We start from the raw sequence: 17330 nt of genomic DNA, 5'->3' as shown, positions 1-17330 counted from the left end.
TATAAATTTAAATGGATTAATTTGAAGGAGATTTTATGATTCATAAATATAAAATGCATGGTAGAAATATCGTAGTTGATGTTAATGGTGGAGCAGTTCACTTGTTTGATGACATCTCTTTTGATATTTTAGACTACTATAAAGATAAGAATAAGGAAGAGATAATAGAAATACTTTCAGAGTACGATGCGTCGGACGTGTCCGACTGCTATGATGAAATTGAAAACATGGAGAAAAATGGACTGCTTTATTCCTCCGACGACTACATCGACTTTGATGCAATTAAAAATAAGGAGCCTGTGTTAAAGGCAATGTGCCTTCATGTGGTGCATGACTGTAACTTAAAATGCAAATACTGTTTTGCATCCCAAGGAGACTTTGGTGGACACAAGGCCTATATGACGGAAGAGGTTGGTAAGAAGGCACTTAAGCACCTTGTTGACCACTCCGGGTCAAGAAAGGCCCTGGAAGTTGACTTCTTTGGTGGCGAACCACTTATGGACTTCCCTCTTGTGAAAAAACTTGTGGAGTACGGAAACAAAATTGCAGAAGAAAATGGAAAGTACTTCCGTTTTACAATAACCACCAATGGAATTTTATTAAACGACGAAATCATCGACTATATAAATGAAAACATGCACAATGTTGTGCTTAGTCTTGACGGTCGTAAGGAAGTCAATGACGAGATGAGACCTACTCTAAACGACAAGGGCTCATACGACATAATCGTTCCAAAGTATCAAAAGCTGATTTCAAAAAGAGGAAAGAAATCATACTATGTTAGAGGAACCTTTACTAAAAATAATTTAGACTTTTCAAATGACTTAGAACTTTTCAGAGACCTAGGCTTTAATTTGTCTTCTGTAGAGCCGGTGGTGGACCCTGACAACAATCCATATGCTATTACGGAAGAGGATTTGCCAGTTATTTTAAAGGAATATGAAGATTATGCAAAGACCTACGCAGACCTTCAAGTTGAAGGAGATCCTTTTAAATTCTTCCACTTTATGGTGGACCTAAGCCAAGGGCCATGTATCTTAAAGAGGGTTTCAGGATGTGGCGCCGGCTGTGAATATGTGGCTGTTACTCCAGAAGGAGACGTTTATCCATGCCATCAATTTGTAGGTAACGAAGATTTTAAAATGGGCAATATCTTAGACGAAGACTTTACAATGCCTGAAGAGACGCAAAAACTTTTTGGCTCAGCCCATGTGTTTGAAAAGGACGACTGCAAGGACTGTTGGAACAAATTCTACTGCTCTGGAGGTTGCCATGCCAATGCATATAACTTTAATGGCGACATCCATAAGCCATACGCTGTTGGCTGTGAGATGCAAAAGAAGAGAACCGAATGTGCAATCTATACGGAAGTTGAAAAGATGTTAAAGGATAGTTAAATGACGAAACTGAATACGCCAATACTGTCTGGTCTAATGAAACTTAAAGACAACGACAAAATAAGATTTCACATGCCCGGGCATAAGGGCCATGCTTTTGAACTTTATAAGCCAATTATAGATAATCTACTACAACTTGACTTCACTGAGATTGATGGCGCAGACAATCTTTATAATACAAATGGTATTATTGAAGAGTCTTTAAAACTTTTGACCGAGGAAAGAGGTTCTAAAAAATCTTTTTACCTTACCAATGGTACCACCGTGGGAATTCTTGCAGGCATAATGGTACTGACAAAACACAAGGACAAGGTGTTAATTGCAAGAAACTGCCACAAGTCCGTTTATAATGCAATTGAACTTAATGAACTGGTACCAATTATTTTGGAACATGAAAGCACAGATACGGGCTTAGAAATTCCAATTTCAGAAGAAGAGTTTTTAAAGGTTTTAAAAAAAGACAGAGACATTAAGATGGTTATCCTTTCAAGACCAAACTACTTTGGACTGTCCAGGGACATCAGAAAGCTTGCAAAGTATTGTAGGGAAAATGATGTATATCTATTTGTGGACGAAGCCCATGGGTCCCATCTTAAGTACCACGGGGACTTAACAATAAATGCCATGGAGCTTGGAGCAAGTCTTTCAGTAAACTCATTTCATAAGACCTTGCCCGCACTTACACAGACTTCAGTTATAAACTTTGGTCACCATATGAGTGATGAAGATATTTCAAAGGTGCTTTACATGATTGAAAAACTTCAAACCTCCTCTCCCTCATACATCTTTATGATGTCTTTGGAGTTGGCAAGTGCCTATATGGCAAAGCATGGAGAAGAGAAGTTTGAAAAATTAAAGAGTTATGTGGATGACTTCTATAAGTCAATTGAAGACTTAGACTTTGTATTTTACCCTAATTTTTCAAAGGACTTGAAGCAGGACTTTTCAAGAATAATACTACAGACCACAAGCCCTTCCATCTATCTTCGTCATCATCTTGAGCGTCACGATATTTTTATCGAGATGATTACAAAAAATATTATGGTGTTAATAACCAGCCCTATGGATAGAGAGGAAGACTTTAAAGCCCTTTCAAAGGCGATTAGGTCATTCAATATGAAGGACTATAAAGACTTTGTAACCCATGAAGATATAGAAAGCGACAAAGAAGACAATAGAGTTTCCCTTCTTAATGCGAAAGGACGAAAACTAAAGGAAAATATAATCATCTATCCACCGGGAAACATTTACCTTAAAAAGGGCGATGTTATAAAGAGCGAAGACATTTCCTATTTAATGGATCTATTTGAAAACGGCGTTAAGGTATTTACAGACTTTTCAAAGGACTTAAACAATCTATATGTAGAATAAAATATTGACATTCCTATTATGTTGCTGTATTATTTAGATAACACAGTAGGAGGTGTAATATGGAATTTAACGATTTTCAACCTATCTATGTACAGATTATGGATTACTTTAAGTACAAGATTATTAGGGGCGAACTTAAACCTAACGAAAAGATTCCATCTGTAAGGGACATGTCCTCTATTTTAAAGGTCAATCCCAACACTGTTCAACGAAGCTTTCAAGAACTTAAAAATGAAGGGATTATCTATTCTCAACGAGGACTTGGAAACTTTATAACATCAGATGAAAAGATATTAAAAGATTTAAAAGTCGATAAAGGCAGAGAGATTATTTCAAATTTCTATAGCGAAATAAAAAGCCTTGGACTTAATAAAGAAGAATGTTTCAATTTATTAGAAGAGGAGTGGCAGGCGAATGAGCAATCTAATTGAAATAAGAGAATTAAATAAAAAATATGGAAGTAACTACGCCCTAAAAGATGTTAACCTGTCTTTAGAGTCGGGCAAAGTTATTGGACTTCTAGGACCAAACGGATCTGGTAAGACAACTTTAATAAAAATTATTGCAGGTCTTATTAACACATACAAAGGGGAAGTACTACTTAATGACTTCAAACCAGGAAAGACCACAAAGGCATTTGTGTCTTACCTTGCAGACAAAGATATCTTATATAATTTTAAAAAGATTTCCGATTGCATAAAGTACTATGCAGACTTTTATGAAGACTTTGACAGAGAAAAATCTGTAAAGATTTTGGAAAGCCTCGGTCTAAATCCAAGTCAAAAGATATCTACACTTTCAAAGGGCATGAACGAAAAACTTCATCTTGCCATGGTACTTTCAAGAAAGGCAAAGATTTATATTATGGACGAACCAATTGCAGGAGTTGACCCTGTGGCAAGGGACGAAATCTTAAACACCATAATAGACAATATCGCACCGGAAAGTCTTATGATTATATCAACCCACTTGGTTAAGGACATCGAGAACATCTTTGAGCAAGTTATATTTATTAAAGACGGAGAGATAGCTCTTTTTGATACAGCAGAAAATATTAGAGAAAGAGATGGCTCTTCTATAGAAGAAAAATACAAAAAAGTATTTGGAGGTTTGCAATGGGAAAACTTTTAAAATATGAATTTAAAAAGGCTGCATCCTACTTCCTATACCTAATAATAGGAGGGCTTGTAGCTTCAGGACTACTACTTCTTGGTTTCAAAACCTTTACTGGTGATAATCTTGAACCAGGGTTAAACACAGTTAGTGATACTGGACTAATCTTTCCAGTAACACTAATAGTATCCATAATAATTGCTACGGCAATAGGAATATGCTTTATTTTTTATGTAGTTACAAATTATAAGAGGGATTTATATAACGATCAATCCCTACTAAAGTTTACTCTTCCAATAAATGGAAAGGACTTTTTAAACTCAAAGCTTATAAATATATTAATATGGACCGCAATACTAAATATTACAATACTTGCAGGATTTTACTTTTTCTCAAAGTTTTTAATCCCAAATATTCATGAAGCAGCTGCAAAGTCAATTCGTATGGCAATGACAGCAAACGAAATAAACATTAGCCATATTATATTTGTACTAGTAGCAAGATTTGTAGAAGGAATTTTTTCATTTGTGTTGTTATATTTTTCCATAACATTTACAAAGGCGGTATTTAAAGAATCCAACTCAGGAATACTTTGGCTTTTAGTTTACCTTGCTTTCTCTATTGCACATTCAATAGCAGCTTACTTTATAAACCTAATGGTGCCATATAGAGTTGAGTTTTTTAAGAGAATAGAATTGGTATATAAAAGTTTTGATATGTTTGCACAAGATACTCCTCAAAGTGCATTTCTATCCTTTAACCTTGCATCGGCAATATTATTCACAGTGCTATGCATAGTATATTACTTCTTAACTAGATATATGTTAGATAATAAAATTGATTTATAGTGTTTAGGGCAATCTTCGGGTTGTCCTTTTTTAATTGAAGACATCAACTAAATTTTTTTCATACACAAAAATAAGAGATAGTATAAACCATCTCTTATCAAATATTTCTTGAATCTATTTGTTATTTATAAACTCAGTCGCCTTTTCATAAAGTTCATGAGATTTTTCACTATCATACTCTACCCCATAAACATCTTCAAATGACAGTCCAACTTCTTTTAAAATTTTGGAATATAGGGATTTTAATTCTTTATATATAGGGTCTTCTTTATTAAACGAATAAAAATGTCTCTCCTCTTCTCCATATACATCTGCCCTTAACCTCACATAAGCACCGTCTTCCTCATCAAATAGCATTGAGAATTCAAAATCATAAGGACTTTTGCCAGACATAAGCCTAATAGGAAGTATAAGTTTCAACTCTCCAGACTCGTTTTGAACTTTTAATTTGTCAATAGTATTGTTAATTTCATTTTTCAAATCATCTTTATCCGTTGTAAACCTTAACTCTTCTAATTCTTTATTTTGGATATTATCAATTATCACTTCAATAGGCAACTCTGAAACTTTAGTTTTTTTAAAATTATCCCCAATAAAGTTATCATTGTTTTCCGTATTATTTGCATTTGTAATTGCTGTTGTATCAATATTTCCATTTCTTTTACATGAAACAGCAATTAAGACAACACTTATTAATAAGCTTAATCTTATAATTTTTTTAATATTCATAATCTCCTCTAAAATTTAAATGAGATACATCTTCTCCTTTAGCTGAAGCAATACTTTTTGCTTTTAAAACGTTTTTATAAAGAGCATCTCGTGGATGTGCCACACTTTGATTTCTTAATTCTGTAACAAAAACATGACTTGCATTAATATACACACGTTCCCTCCATCCCAAAAGCACTTTACCTTTGCTTGAACTCCATATGTTAAAAACTGACGCCCATGCATTTCCTTTTTCAGATTCACACATATCCATAAACACAAATTTCCACCTGGAATTAGTTTTACACTCAGATGCATATATATATGTATGCGGGTCCCCTCCAGATTGATTCTTACTGGTTAATAACATAGAATTCTCACTACCATGACCACTAAATGAAAATCCTCTTTGATTTTGGTTAGTGTTAATATTATATAAAATAGAATTCTTGTTATATGTTCCATCTGCAGAAACCCCAACTTGACCTCCTGGTAGTCCCTTTATATTCATAACTTCAGCTATGCTTTTTGCATTTTCCCAGTTATACATATTCTTTTGTCTATCATAAAAAGATGTGGAATTTTTAAAATCATTAATGTTAATAATTTTATAGTTGTAACAATCTAAATTAATTTTTGTCTCATCAGATAACTCAACCTCATAACTTAAAAATAGATTATCATCGTATATCTTAGATATAAGGTCTCTATTTTCTTCTATTATTGGATTATTGATTTGCTTTACTTTTAAATAAATATCATTAATTTGTACATTTTTTTGATATTCTTTACTAATAAAGTCTTTTACAGCAAGCATAGCCTTTTCTTTATCAACTTCTAATTCAATTTCATCCATATTAAATTTTTTATTATTAATTAAATGAACCAATTTGTAATTATCTTTTCCCAGTGTAATATACATAGCATCAAATGGATTATCAATTTTTAAACCCTTATATTCTCTATCTTTCCTTTCCAATTTTACATCTATAAAATTATCTAAGGACTCTTTAATACTTGTTATTTCATATTTATCTAAATCATTAATGAGAGTTCTTAAGCTTCCTATATAGTTTTTCACTCGTTCTTCATCAATCTCTTCCGAATAAGAAACTGCTCTTTCTTCTTGTTTTGGTATCAATACTTTATCTATATACTGTTCAAATCCGTCAAAATATAACAACTCCCCGTTATATTCCGCATATTCATTTTCCCCAATTTTTTTAACTATAGCATCTTTAGAAATTTCATTAAGTTCTAAAAATTCTTCTTTTTCTTTTCCTTTTAATTCGTTTTGCTTTTCTCCAGAATCGACAATACCTTGAGACTTTAACTCATTTTCTATGTTCTCATGATTTAAATCTTTCGCATAACTTTGGCTAGTCAGCGGTATTGCAAAAATGGTAATTAAAAGTAAAATTAGTAATATGTTTTTTTTCATTTTTTCCTCCTTTAATCGCTAATAAAACTTTTTCCTATTCTGCACCAATTTTCTTTACACCTTTATTGTACTATAATACATTAAATTTAACAAGCATAACTAAATAGACAATTTAATTACCTAACTATATAATGCTATACACCAAGCACTTGTCTTCGATTGTCCTTTTTTAATGTAATTTTTGAAAGCCTATGTTATAATCATACGGAAAGAAAGGATTATTATGAATAAAAATATTATATTTCACATTCCGTTTTATGCGGACAAAAACCATTTAAGTGGTTCAAATATAAGACCATATAAGATGATTGAAGCCTTTGAAAAGATTGGATTCAATGTTGATGTGGTTATGGGCTACGGCGCCGAAAGAAAAACTCAAATAGAAAATATTAAAAATAATATTGAAAAAGGAGTTTTATATGACTTTTGCTACAGCGAAAGCTCCACCATGCCCACACTACTTACAGAAAAAAATCATTTACCGAAGTACCCAAACTTAGACTTTGGCTTCTTTAAATATTTGAAATCAAAAAATATAAAGATTGGACTTTTTTATAGAGATATTTATTGGCTCTTTGAGCAGTACAAGAACAGCGTTTCATTTTTAAAGAGAGCTGTTTCCACATACTTTTATAAATACGACTTGAAAAAGTATGTGGACCTTGTGGATATAATCTACTTACCAAGTTTGAAAATGAAAAGCTATATCCCTATAAATCAAAATCTTAATTTTAAAGAGCTTCCCCCGGCCATTGATGAAGAAGTAGAATATGAAAAGCCTGAACATGAAGATTTGAAATTTTTCTACGTTGGTGGACTGGGAGACCTTTATAAACTTGATGAGTTTTTAAAAGCAACAAGCTCTTTAGAGTTTGCTAAGGTAACTATTTGCACAAGAAAAGAAGAATGGGAATCTTTGAAAGATAAATACCAACCTTATTTAAACGACAAAGTGAAAATAATTCACGAAAAGCCAGAAGGCTATGAACCATATCTTAAAGAAGCAGACATAGGCGTTTTGTATATGGAGCCAGTTGAGTATCGTGACTTTGCAATGCCTGTAAAGCTATTTGAATATATTAAATACTCAAAGCCAATTCTTTCAGTCAAAGGCTCTGCTGTTGGAAACTTTGTAGAAAAAAATGATATTGGTTGGGTACTGCCCTACTCTTCATATGAACTAAAAAGTTTACTTACAAAACTTTTCGAAGATAAAAATGAAATCGAAATTAAGACGAGAAATACAAAGGAAATTATTCCACAAAATACTTGGACTGCAAGGGCGACTAAGGTAAAGGAGGATTTGAGTAAATGAAGATAATGTCAATTATAGGTGCAAGACCTCAATTTGTAAAAGAGGCCATTGTGCAACATGAAATAAATAAATATGACGATATTGAAGAAGTTGTTGTTCACACGGGGCAACATTATGACGAAAATATGTCGGGAGTGTTCTTCGATGTTCTAAAGATGAAAAAGCCTGACTACAACTTGGGCATTAACGGCATGACCCATGGTGAAATGACCGGCAATATGATTATCGAAATAGAAAAGATTTTACTAAAGGAAGAACCGGACCTTTTAATCCTATACGGTGACACTAACTCTACCTTGGCTGGAGCAATTGCAGCGTCAAAGTTAGGTATAAGTGTTTGCCATATTGAAGCAGGCCTAAGACAGGAACCTAAGACAATGCCGGAAGAAATAAATAGAGTTCTCACCGATAGAATTTCAAACTTTTTATTTGTCCCAAGTGAATATGGCCTTGAAAATCTTAAGAAGGAAAACATCACAAATAATGTTTACTTCACTGGAGACGTTATGTATGACATCTTCCTAAAGATGAGACCATCCTTTGACGACTCACTAATGAAAGAGCTGTCACTTAAAGAAGATAACTTTATACTAATGACACTACACAGGGACTTTAATGTGGATAAAAAAGAGACTTTAGAAGAAATCCTTACACAGGTTGATAAGGTTTCAAAGGAGATTCCAGTGGTGTTTCCAATTCATCCAAGAACAAAGTCTAGAGTTGAAAAGTTTGGCCTGTCTCACCTACTTGAAAATGTAAAGGTGTTAGATCCAATTGACTACCTAAGCCTAATGGGCCTTACGGAAAAATGTAAGAAGGTTTTAACAGACTCCGGTGGTTTTCAAAAAGAGTCCTACTTTGCAGGAAAGCGCGCAGTAGTAGTTATGGAAGATACATCATGGAGAGAACTTACGGACAAGGGAATAAATGTGCTTTCCACTCCAGAAAATATATATAAACATATTATGAGTAATGACAATGTGGTGTTTGAAAAAAATATTTATGGAAGTGGAAACGCGGCAGAAAAGATTGTAAAGATTTTGCATGAAAGCAAGTAAAATAATTCAGGATACTTTATCGCGAACTTTCTAATAGAAAGTCCGCGGGATTCTTCGACTACAATTTTTGCTTTGCAAAAATTTTCGCTCAGAATGACAGTATGGGTGTCTATCGTTCCTAGAGAGAAGATGCACAAACTGCATTAAGTGCCGAAGGCACAAATAGGAAAGCCTTAGCTTTCCTACCTCTTTACAAACGGGGTCTCGGGGCCGGCCCCGAGTCGTTGGGAGGTAAAGGGGGTTTCCAAGGGGGAAAGGAACGTACGAAACGGTTCCTTTTCCCCCTTGGTATAATAAAAATGATAATATACTAGAAATAAATAGGTAGTAGGTCATCGACCTACTAACCAAAAACAAAAATTAAAAGAGCGAAATTCATTCGCTCTTTTAATTTTATCTATTCTCATATCTCTTTGCCATCTTCAAATACACCACTGTTGAAAGTTTAAACATTACAAAGTAAACCACAAGGTATATTCCCATGCCAATGGCGGTGGACTTAATAAATGTAGTCTTATCCATAACTCCTACTATCTTTACAATGTCAAAGACTATTTTAGACGAACCCATGGTATGGCAAAGTGCAACTATCAGTGGTGCAAAGAACATAAAAAAGTTTTGTCTTCCCACTTGACTTTTAATCTGTCTATTGCTCATACCGATTTTTTTCATAATTGAAATGTTTTTTCCGTCTTCAATTCCTTCTGAAATCTGTTTGTAAAATATTATTATGGATGTGGTTATTATAAATATAATGGAAAGTAGTGTGGAAACAATGTAGATTCCACTGTATATGTCTTTAAATTCCTGTCTTGATGAAATTCCATTACCACATGATGCTTCATATTTTCCATCTATCAGTCCTATAACAATATGTTCAGCCATTCCATTATAAAAACTGTTCTTTACATTTTTATTGTCCACTAGGTCGATAAAAATTTCCGTAAATTTATGGTAGCTTCCATGATCTTCATGACCTTTAATAAGTTTATCAATTTCATCAGTAAATGCCTTAGTGTCCTTTGTCACAATAATTACATTGTGAAATAGACCTTGGGCAGGATCTGTAATATATTTTGGTTTTTCTTCTAAGTTTCTTACTTTGAAATTTAAATCTCCCATATGGAAGTTTTCGAAAGTTTTTTTCTTGTTTGAGTAAATTAAAACTTCTCCGTCATTAAGTTCATATTTTTCCTCTGAAATCTTATTCATTTCCTCTATGTCAACTACACTGATTAAGTCGGTGCTATCTTCCATTTTTTGTTCCAACCCATCCACATATAGCTTTGGTGTAAAGTTTTCCTTGTCACTTTTGGTTTCAAACTTAATTGTCTTTACAGATTTAATATCCTTTATGGGCATATTAGTTTCTTTAGAAAGTTTTTGTAATTCCCCTTCTATATCTTTCTCCAATTGGTCATCAAAGGCATAGTATGTTATGTTGTAGTCCGCCGGGAAGGCGTCTTCTATGAAAACATCCCTACTCTTTAACATTCCCGTAAGGCATGTAAACACAACTAAGAACATTGTTGATATTATACATATACTTGCTAATGACGCAGAAGATTCTCTAACTCTAAACAATAGTCCTGAAATAAAGTTCATGTTTTTTTCTTTATAATAAACCCTTTTATTCTTCTTTAATGCCTTTAAAATGACTACTGAAATGGATCCAAACAAGAAGTAGGTTCCAATTATAACTGCAATAACAGCAAAGAAAAATATTTTTAAACTTTTGAATATGGAGCCGGTGGATAGGGCCTCATAATAGCCAAAGATTAAAAGCGCCACACCTATAACTATCCCAATAATATTTGCCCTTGGCTCACGCTCTCCCTCTCTACTCTTTTGCATAAGCTCAATTGGATTTAGCTTTCTAGTGGAGATGATGTTTATAAAACCTAGTACCAAATGGATTATTAGAAATATTCTAACTGTTTCAAAAATAAAAAACTTATTTACTGAAAATACATCGACGGCTTTTACATCAAGTATTTTAACAACCATCCTGAACACCAATGGATAGGTTATAATCTCTGTAACTATTCCTATAATCATTGATATAATGGCAGTTAAAAAAGTCTCTATGGCAATGACTTTGCCAATGCTCTTCTTTGAAACGCCAATCATTGAATAAAGTGCCAAGTCTCCGAGCCTACTCTTTCTAAGTACGGAGTTGATGTATAGTAGGAACAGCACTGCGAAGATCATTATAATCCAAGTTCCAAATCCCAGCACCATAAATATGGTCCTTGATCCTTCGCTTTCTTTAATAAACTCGGCGCCGTCCAAGTTCAAAAGTAAAAGGTAGATATATACAAAAATTGATGATGCAAAGATATATGGGATGTATATAAGCTTGTTGTTTTTGATATTACTTAGGGCTAATTTAAATTCCAGCTTCTTCAAGGCTGTCACCTCCCGCAAGTAACATCATTTGAGTTTGAACTAACTTTTTGTACATCTGGTCGTTAGTCATATCACCTTTGTATATATCGTGAAAGATTATTCCGTCCTTTATAAAGAGAACTCTTGATGCACGACTTGCCGCCATGGTGGAGTGGGTTACCATTAGTATGGTCTGCCCTTTTAAATTTAAGTCGTCAAATACATTTAAAAGTTCCATGCTGGAGTTTGAGTCAAGAGCTCCCGTAGGTTCGTCTGCAAGTAGTATCTTTGGATTTGTTATCATGGCACGGGCTATGGCAACTCTCTGTTTTTGCCCTCCAGACACTTCGTATGGATACTTTTCAATAATCCTTTCTATCCTTAATTCCTTTGCAATTTTGTTAAGCCTTTCTTCCATTAGAGATACCTTTTCATTTGAAAGCACCAATGGAAGATAGATATTGTCCCTGTTGTTTAATGAATTTAGTAAATTGAAATCTTGATAAACAAAACCTAAATTATTTCTTCTAAAGGCAGCCCTTTCTTCATCACTCTTTTTAAAAATGCTCTCGCCCTTTAAGTTGACCTCTCCATAAGTTGGGCTATCCACAGTTGCAATAATATTTAGTAATGTGGTCTTTCCCGAACCAGACTCTCCCATAATTGCAACAAACTCTCCTTCTTCAACTGTAAAGTTAACGTCCTTAAGTGCTTCTACCGAAGTCTTCTTTCCTTTATAAACTTTTTTCAAATTCTTTACTTCAAGAATATTCATTTTAACCTCCTGATTATTTCGTTGAGATTATAATATAGTTTTTTGTGGAATTAATCCCAAATTTAACCTTACAGTTTTTTTGTAAACTTACAAGTTGTAAGTTTTAAATGGGAAGTAGGGAGTTAGAGGTGAGAGAAGATGTGACAAAAAGCTATCGCTTTTTGAGATTCTTCGACTACAAAATTCCTCTGGAATTTTTCCGCTCAGAATGACATACATGAAATATAATCGCTATATTACAACATAAATGTTCCGTAGCTGTCATTTTAAAAAAGAGGTTAGAAGTTAGAGAAATTGAAAGAAAATTTCAAGATACTTTAGCGTGAACTTTCTACTAGAAAGTTCACGAGATCTTTCGACTTCAATTTTTGCTTTGCAAAAATTTTCGCTCAAGATGACACACGCGATGCTATCACACCTACTGTGCATAGTTTCCAACTCCGATAACACTTTACTACTAGAAATTAAAACAAGGTCTACATTTGACCTACAATAAAAATACTTGTCATCCTGAGGGAGCGAAGCGACTCGAAGGATTCTTGACCTAACAGAAGACGAAGTCTTCGTTGTAGGTCAAATGTCAATCTCGTTTCACTTTTCGAAGAAAAGTGTCAGAAGGCGACCTCAAAAAAGCAACGCTTTTTTGCTACCTCTTGTCCAACTTCTCATTTCTCACTTCTCACATCTCACATCTATTCATTAATCTTCAATAAGCTCTCTTCTCCTAAGATTTATTTTAAACCTAGTTCCTACTCCTACTTCCGACTCTATTGTATAATCATATTTTAATTTATTAAGTATATCATTAACTAAAAACAGTCCAATGCCGGTGGAGTTCGAAAACTCCCTTCCGTTTTCGCCGGTAAAGCCAAAGCCAGTAACCCTTGGCAAGTCCTCCTTTGGAATTCCAATGCCACTATCTTCTATAACAAGCACGTTGGGGTCTTCATTATTTGAAATTTTTATATGGCCATCTTTTGTATATTTAAGTGAGTTAAACACAATTTGGTCTAACACAAAGCTAAACCACTTTGGGTCTGTGACTATTTCAATGTCCTTAACATCTAAAATCAATTTTAAATTCTTTTCAATAAAGAATAGTCTATACTTCCTAATGGTCTTTTTTACAACCCCTTCAAGTGATACTTTCTTAAAGCTGTAGTCCTTTGATTTTTCCATGGACTTCATATAGTTTATCATCTGACTAATATATTCTTCCGTCTTTTGCACTTCAAGCTCCACAGAACTTTCCGCACTTCTCTCTGCAATAAGTGAAATTGCCGCAAGGGGCGTCTTAACTTGATGTGCCCAAAGTGTTAGATATGAATTTAAATCCCTTAGGTCACTTTGGTTTCTACTATTTATTTCAATTATTTCTCTTTCCAGTTCTTCATATGCCTTTTTGTTTTTCAAGCTTAAGGTGTTCTTATCTAAAACCACATATTCCTTTGAATTTAATTTCCCTCTAAATATAAAGTACCTTATTATCATGGGGATACATAGAAAAAATAGTGACAGTGCCATATAATAGGCGATTATTTTTAAATCTATTTCAAAGGCAAAGAACACCAATGCACTTGCAACACACATGATTATGTATGATATTACATAGCCTTTATTTATCTTAAAAAAATCTATCATTTTATTATATAACCTACGCCCTTTTTAGTTTCTACAAAGTCTTCTATCCCCACATCTTGTAACTTTTTTCTAAGCCTTGTGACGTTTACCGTAAGGGTGTTGTCGTCAATGTAAGAGTCTGTGGCCCAAAGCTTATCCATAATTTGCGACCTTGTTACAACTCGGCCGATGTTTTCCATAAGTATTTCTAAAATTAAATACTCATTCTTGCTTAGCGGCTCTTCCTTGCCATTATATAGAATTGTCATGGCGTCAAGGTCCAATGCCACGTCTCTATGTTTTATTTGAGAGTTGGAGCTTTTGTTAAATGTATATGCACGACGAAGCTGTGCCTTTATTTTAGATCGAAGTATTTGCATTTGAAATGGCTTTGCTAAAAAGTCATCTCCACCATAATTGATGGCGTTAATTAAATTTATGTCGTCGCCGGCGGAAGTTAAAAAGATTATTGGCACATTGGAAAAACTTCTTATCTCTTCACAAAATATAAATCCATTTTTATATGGAAGTTTTAAATCCATTAGCACCAAGTCATAGTCTTCCTCTTTAAACTCTTCCACCACATTTTTAAAGTCTCTAACTGTGCCTGTTTCATATCCCCAGGTTTGAAGTTGAAATTCTAACTCTTCACAGATTTTCTTTTCGTCCTCTACAATAAATATCTTCATATTGCCCTCCTGACTTTATTATACATTATTAAAACTTTATTTATTCGACTTAGACAAATTGTAATAATTAAAAAAGAGAGGCTACTTCCTCTCTCTTTCTTCCGCTTCTCTTTTTGAAAATGGACATCCACAGTAGTCCTGCCTATAGATGTTCCAACTTTTTGAAAGTTCCACCGACTTTTTATATCCATCTTTTTTCTTAAAGTCATTTGGCAAGTGGTTTACTTCATATTCTTGCGCAATTTTTTCACCGAGTTCGTTTATTGTCTGTGCATTTTTATATGGACTTACTGAAAGGGTTGTTGCAAAGTAATCTATGTGAAGTTTTTTTGCAAACTGCGCCGCTTCTCTAAGTCTAAGCTCATAGCAGTTAAAACATCTTTGTGATCCTTCGGGAAGATGTTCCACTCCCTTAACTGCGTCAAAATATTCTGCAGGGTCGTATCTCCCTTCTAAAAATTCAATTTTAAATCTGCCATTAACCTTCTCCAAAACTTTTTTCTGCTCTTCCAGCCTCTTATAATACTCGTCACTGGGATAGATATTTGGGTTGTAATATAATAGTGTAACTTTAAAGTAGTCACTAACTAGCTCTAGCACTGACGTTGAACATGGCCCACAACAGGAGTGTAAAAGTAAAGAAGGGGGATTTTCTAAGTCTATCCCCTTTATTACCTTCTCGAATTCCATATAATAATTCTTTTTATTCATCTAATTTTATAGCCTTTGCCTTGTAGGATGATCTTACAAACGGACCTGATTCAACTTCTTTAAAGCCCATGTCTAAAGCTATCTCTTTGTACTTGTCAAATTGCGCTGGTGTTACATATTCTTCAACTTCCAAGTGGTCCAGTGATGGTCTTAGGTATTGACCGATGGTAAGCATATTTACATCAATTTCCCTAAGTGCCTTAAATGTTTCTATCATCTCTTCTTCAGTTTCTCCAAGACCAACCATAATACCTGTCTTTGTTACAAGACCTCTCTTCTTTGCATAGTCTAAAACCTTTAGTGATCTATCAAACTTTGCTCCTGGTCTTACTTTTTTATAAAGTGAAGGAACTGTTTCAATATTGTGATTAAGCACGTCTGGCTTTTCGTCATAGATTATATCCATGTACTCTTCTTTGCCATGTAGGTCTGGTATTAATACTTCCACAGTTGTGTCTGGGTTTTTCTTTCTTATTTCTCTAATAACATCTCTAAACTGAGTAGCTCCTTCATCTGGAAGGTCGTCCCTTGTAACTGATGTTACTACAGCATGTTTAAGTCCAAGTCTTCTTACTGCCTCTCCTATGTGTGCCGGCTCGTCCTTGTCTACCATGTCTGGTGTGCCATGAATAACATCACAGAAGTTACAATTTCTTGTACATTTACTTCCAAGAATCATAAATGTGGCAGTTTTTGACTCGAAACATTCCATTCTATTTGGACAGTTGGCCTCTGAACAAACTGTATTTAAATGTAAATCAGAAATTAAATTTCTAACTTCTGCAGCCTTTTCTCCACCTTGAATCTTAATTCTCATCCATTCTGGTTTTCTTTTTATCTTCAAAACGTCACCATCCTTATTCATTTATAACTAGTTCTTTGTCTATCTCATCTTTATAAAACAGGTCTTTAATAAGTGTTTCCATTGAAAGGCCTGTTATGTAACAAGAGAGTTCTTCATCTTCAAGGGCATCTCTTAAATATTTTTCTGAAAATTTAATTCCTTTAAGCTTGTCCGTAAGTTCCTTTACATCTTCCATACCAAAGAAATCTCCATAAATTTCAATCTCTTTTATTATACCCTCTTCTATGCATATGGCGTACTCAACTATGCCAAAGTCGTGCTTAACAGAATATTTTATATTCGCTTTTGGGTTCTTGCCATAGTTCCAGTGGTCACAGCCATACTTAGCGTCAACTATTTTTCTAATCTCTCTATCAATGTCTTCGTCGATTTTTATAAATTCTGTAATGTCAAAGTCTTCCATAACAGTCTTTGAAATTTCGTCCATAAATTCAGTTACGGATATATTTAGTAACTCTTTTAAAAATCCAACTCTACTTGCAATTGAAGAAACATTTTTGCCCACAAATTTTAATGGATTTGGTCTTAGGCAGTGCTTCATAACTTCAACATTGCCACCATAAAGGATGGATCCATGGTGTAGTACTTTTCCCTTATTGTGGTATTGGGCGTTTCCAGAAAATTTCTTGCCGTCAATAACAAGGTCGTTTCTTCCTGTAAACTCACCATTTATTCCAAACTTCGCCAATGTGTCTATAATTGGCTTAGTAAAGTATCTGAAAGAGTCTCCCTCTCTCTCCTTTGTAATAAAACTATATTGTATAATGTCTAGGTCGCAGTAGATTGTACCTCCACCTGAAGGCCTTCTCACTACATCAATTCCATTTGCAATACAATAGTCTAAGTTTACTTCTTTATATATATTTTGATTCCTTCCCAACAGCACAGTGGGTCTATTTCTCCATATGATGAAGATGTCATCATCATAATTATCAAAAAAATATTCTTCCAGTGCGTGGTTATATGCAGGATTTACATTATTATTTTCAACAACAATCATCTTACCACCTCAACTATTTAATTATAGCATA

16 protein-coding genes are annotated in these 17330 nt (G+C 34.0%); 7 read left to right on the top strand and 9 right to left on the bottom strand.

What is annotated here, in order from left to right; all coding sequences use genetic code 11:
- The first annotated feature begins 35 nt into the window (after positions 1–35).
- From scfB to WKS98_RS03880, 5 genes are read left to right on the top strand one after another with little or no spacing between them, the layout of a single operon-like run.
- Positions 36–1397, top strand: coding sequence for a thioether cross-link-forming SCIFF peptide maturase (gene scfB, locus WKS98_RS03900; RefSeq protein ID WP_498917087.1), 1362 nt, complete (start codon positions 36–38; stop codon positions 1395–1397).
- Positions 1398–2768, top strand: a complete 1371-nt coding sequence (locus tag WKS98_RS03895; RefSeq protein WP_498917085.1) for an aminotransferase class I/II-fold pyridoxal phosphate-dependent enzyme — start codon at positions 1398–1400, stop codon at positions 2766–2768.
- A gap of 59 nt (positions 2769–2827) precedes the next feature.
- Positions 2828–3199: a GntR family transcriptional regulator gene (locus WKS98_RS03890; protein WP_498917083.1), complete on the top strand. Its 372-nt coding sequence runs from the start codon at positions 2828–2830 to the stop codon at positions 3197–3199.
- On the top strand, positions 3183–3899 hold the full coding sequence (locus WKS98_RS03885) for an ABC transporter ATP-binding protein (RefSeq protein ID WP_498917081.1): 717 nt from the start codon (positions 3183–3185) through the stop codon (positions 3897–3899). Before WKS98_RS03890 ends, WKS98_RS03885 begins: the two co-directional genes overlap by 17 nt.
- Complete coding sequence (locus WKS98_RS03880) at positions 3884–4729, top strand: hypothetical protein (protein ID WP_498917080.1); 846 nt, start codon at positions 3884–3886, stop codon at positions 4727–4729. Before WKS98_RS03885 ends, WKS98_RS03880 begins: the two co-directional genes overlap by 16 nt.
- A gap of 114 nt (positions 4730–4843) precedes the next feature.
- Here WKS98_RS03880 and WKS98_RS03875 read toward each other — a convergent pair whose 3' ends face one another.
- Together WKS98_RS03875 and WKS98_RS03870 are read right to left on the bottom strand one after the other, a co-directional pair.
- Positions 4844–5458 carry a hypothetical protein gene (locus WKS98_RS03875; protein ID WP_498917078.1) on the bottom strand — a complete coding sequence of 205 codons (615 nt, stop codon included), beginning with the start codon at positions 5456–5458 and terminating at the stop codon, positions 4844–4846.
- On the bottom strand, positions 5448–6878 hold the full coding sequence (locus WKS98_RS03870; protein ID WP_498917076.1) for a hypothetical protein: 1431 nt from the start codon (positions 6876–6878) through the stop codon (positions 5448–5450). Before WKS98_RS03870 ends, WKS98_RS03875 begins: the two co-directional genes overlap by 11 nt.
- Before the next feature lie 223 nt (positions 6879–7101).
- Between WKS98_RS03870 and WKS98_RS03865 the strand changes: the two genes are divergently transcribed.
- Positions 7102–8193 (top strand): glycosyltransferase family protein, encoded by a 1092-nt coding sequence (locus WKS98_RS03865; protein WP_498917074.1) that lies wholly within the window; start codon positions 7102–7104, stop codon positions 8191–8193.
- Positions 8190–9251 (top strand): non-hydrolyzing UDP-N-acetylglucosamine 2-epimerase, encoded by a 1062-nt coding sequence (wecB, locus tag WKS98_RS03860; protein ID WP_498917072.1) that lies wholly within the window; start codon positions 8190–8192, stop codon positions 9249–9251. The genes WKS98_RS03865 and wecB overlap by 4 nt, the downstream gene beginning before the upstream one ends.
- Before the next feature lie 393 nt (positions 9252–9644).
- Here wecB and WKS98_RS03855 read toward each other — a convergent pair whose 3' ends face one another.
- The 7 genes from WKS98_RS03855 to lplA form a co-directional block, all read right to left on the bottom strand.
- Positions 9645–11660 (bottom strand): FtsX-like permease family protein, encoded by a 2016-nt coding sequence (locus tag WKS98_RS03855; protein WP_498917070.1) that lies wholly within the window; start codon positions 11658–11660, stop codon positions 9645–9647.
- Complete coding sequence (locus WKS98_RS03850) at positions 11641–12414, bottom strand: ABC transporter ATP-binding protein (RefSeq protein WP_498917068.1); 774 nt, start codon at positions 12412–12414, stop codon at positions 11641–11643. Before WKS98_RS03850 ends, WKS98_RS03855 begins: the two co-directional genes overlap by 20 nt.
- Before the next feature lie 699 nt (positions 12415–13113).
- Positions 13114–14055, bottom strand: coding sequence for a sensor histidine kinase (locus tag WKS98_RS03845; RefSeq protein ID WP_498917066.1), 942 nt, complete (start codon positions 14053–14055; stop codon positions 13114–13116).
- Positions 14052–14723: a response regulator transcription factor gene (locus tag WKS98_RS03840; RefSeq protein WP_498917064.1), complete on the bottom strand. Its 672-nt coding sequence runs from the start codon at positions 14721–14723 to the stop codon at positions 14052–14054. The genes WKS98_RS03845 and WKS98_RS03840 overlap by 4 nt, the downstream gene beginning before the upstream one ends.
- Before the next feature lie 81 nt (positions 14724–14804).
- Positions 14805–15434, bottom strand: a complete 630-nt coding sequence (locus WKS98_RS03835) for an epoxyqueuosine reductase QueH (protein ID WP_498917063.1) — start codon at positions 15432–15434, stop codon at positions 14805–14807.
- On the bottom strand, positions 15427–16299 hold the full coding sequence (gene lipA, locus WKS98_RS03830) for a lipoyl synthase (RefSeq protein WP_498917061.1): 873 nt from the start codon (positions 16297–16299) through the stop codon (positions 15427–15429). The genes WKS98_RS03835 and lipA overlap by 8 nt, the downstream gene beginning before the upstream one ends.
- Entirely contained in the window at positions 16292–17299 is a 1008-nt protein-coding gene (gene lplA / locus WKS98_RS03825; RefSeq protein WP_498917059.1) for a lipoate--protein ligase, read from the bottom strand. The genes lipA and lplA overlap by 8 nt, the downstream gene beginning before the upstream one ends.
- Positions 17300–17330: the final 31 nt, after the last annotated feature.

This window comes from Lagierella sp. ICN-221743 (genome assembly GCF_037890055.1).
Taxonomy (GTDB): domain Bacteria; phylum Bacillota; class Clostridia; order Tissierellales; family Peptoniphilaceae; genus Mediannikoviicoccus.
The sequence above is the reverse complement of the archived record's forward strand: the minus strand, read 5'-3'. Positions and strand labels throughout refer to the sequence as shown.

Excerpts from the sequence above, each read along its gene's own strand:
- WKS98_RS03870 (WP_498917076.1), bottom strand. The coding sequence starts at position 6,878 with ATGAAAAAAAACATATTACTAATTTTACTTTTAATTACCATTTTTGCA.
- WKS98_RS03890 (WP_498917083.1), top strand. The coding sequence starts at position 2,828 with ATGGAATTTAACGATTTTCAACCTATCTATGTACAGATTATGGATTAC.
- WKS98_RS03885 (WP_498917081.1), top strand. The coding sequence starts at position 3,183 with ATGAGCAATCTAATTGAAATAAGAGAATTAAATAAAAAATATGGAAGT.
- WKS98_RS03840 (WP_498917064.1), bottom strand. The coding sequence starts at position 14,723 with ATGAAGATATTTATTGTAGAGGACGAAAAGAAAATCTGTGAAGAGTTA.
- WKS98_RS03845 (WP_498917066.1), bottom strand. The coding sequence starts at position 14,055 with ATGATAGATTTTTTTAAGATAAATAAAGGCTATGTAATATCATACATA.
- WKS98_RS03865 (WP_498917074.1), top strand. The coding sequence starts at position 7,102 with ATGAATAAAAATATTATATTTCACATTCCGTTTTATGCGGACAAAAAC.
- WKS98_RS03895 (WP_498917085.1), top strand. The coding sequence starts at position 1,398 with ATGACGAAACTGAATACGCCAATACTGTCTGGTCTAATGAAACTTAAA.
- WKS98_RS03875 (WP_498917078.1), bottom strand. The coding sequence starts at position 5,458 with ATGAATATTAAAAAAATTATAAGATTAAGCTTATTAATAAGTGTTGTC.
- wecB (WP_498917072.1), top strand. The coding sequence starts at position 8,190 with ATGAAGATAATGTCAATTATAGGTGCAAGACCTCAATTTGTAAAAGAG.
- WKS98_RS03835 (WP_498917063.1), bottom strand. The coding sequence starts at position 15,434 with ATGAATAAAAAGAATTATTATATGGAATTCGAGAAGGTAATAAAGGGG.
- lipA (WP_498917061.1), bottom strand. The coding sequence starts at position 16,299 with ATGAATAAGGATGGTGACGTTTTGAAGATAAAAAGAAAACCAGAATGG.
- scfB (WP_498917087.1), top strand. The coding sequence starts at position 36 with ATGATTCATAAATATAAAATGCATGGTAGAAATATCGTAGTTGATGTT.
- WKS98_RS03880 (WP_498917080.1), top strand. The coding sequence starts at position 3,884 with ATGGGAAAACTTTTAAAATATGAATTTAAAAAGGCTGCATCCTACTTC.
- lplA (WP_498917059.1), bottom strand. The coding sequence starts at position 17,299 with ATGATTGTTGTTGAAAATAATAATGTAAATCCTGCATATAACCACGCA.
- WKS98_RS03850 (WP_498917068.1), bottom strand. The coding sequence starts at position 12,414 with ATGAATATTCTTGAAGTAAAGAATTTGAAAAAAGTTTATAAAGGAAAG.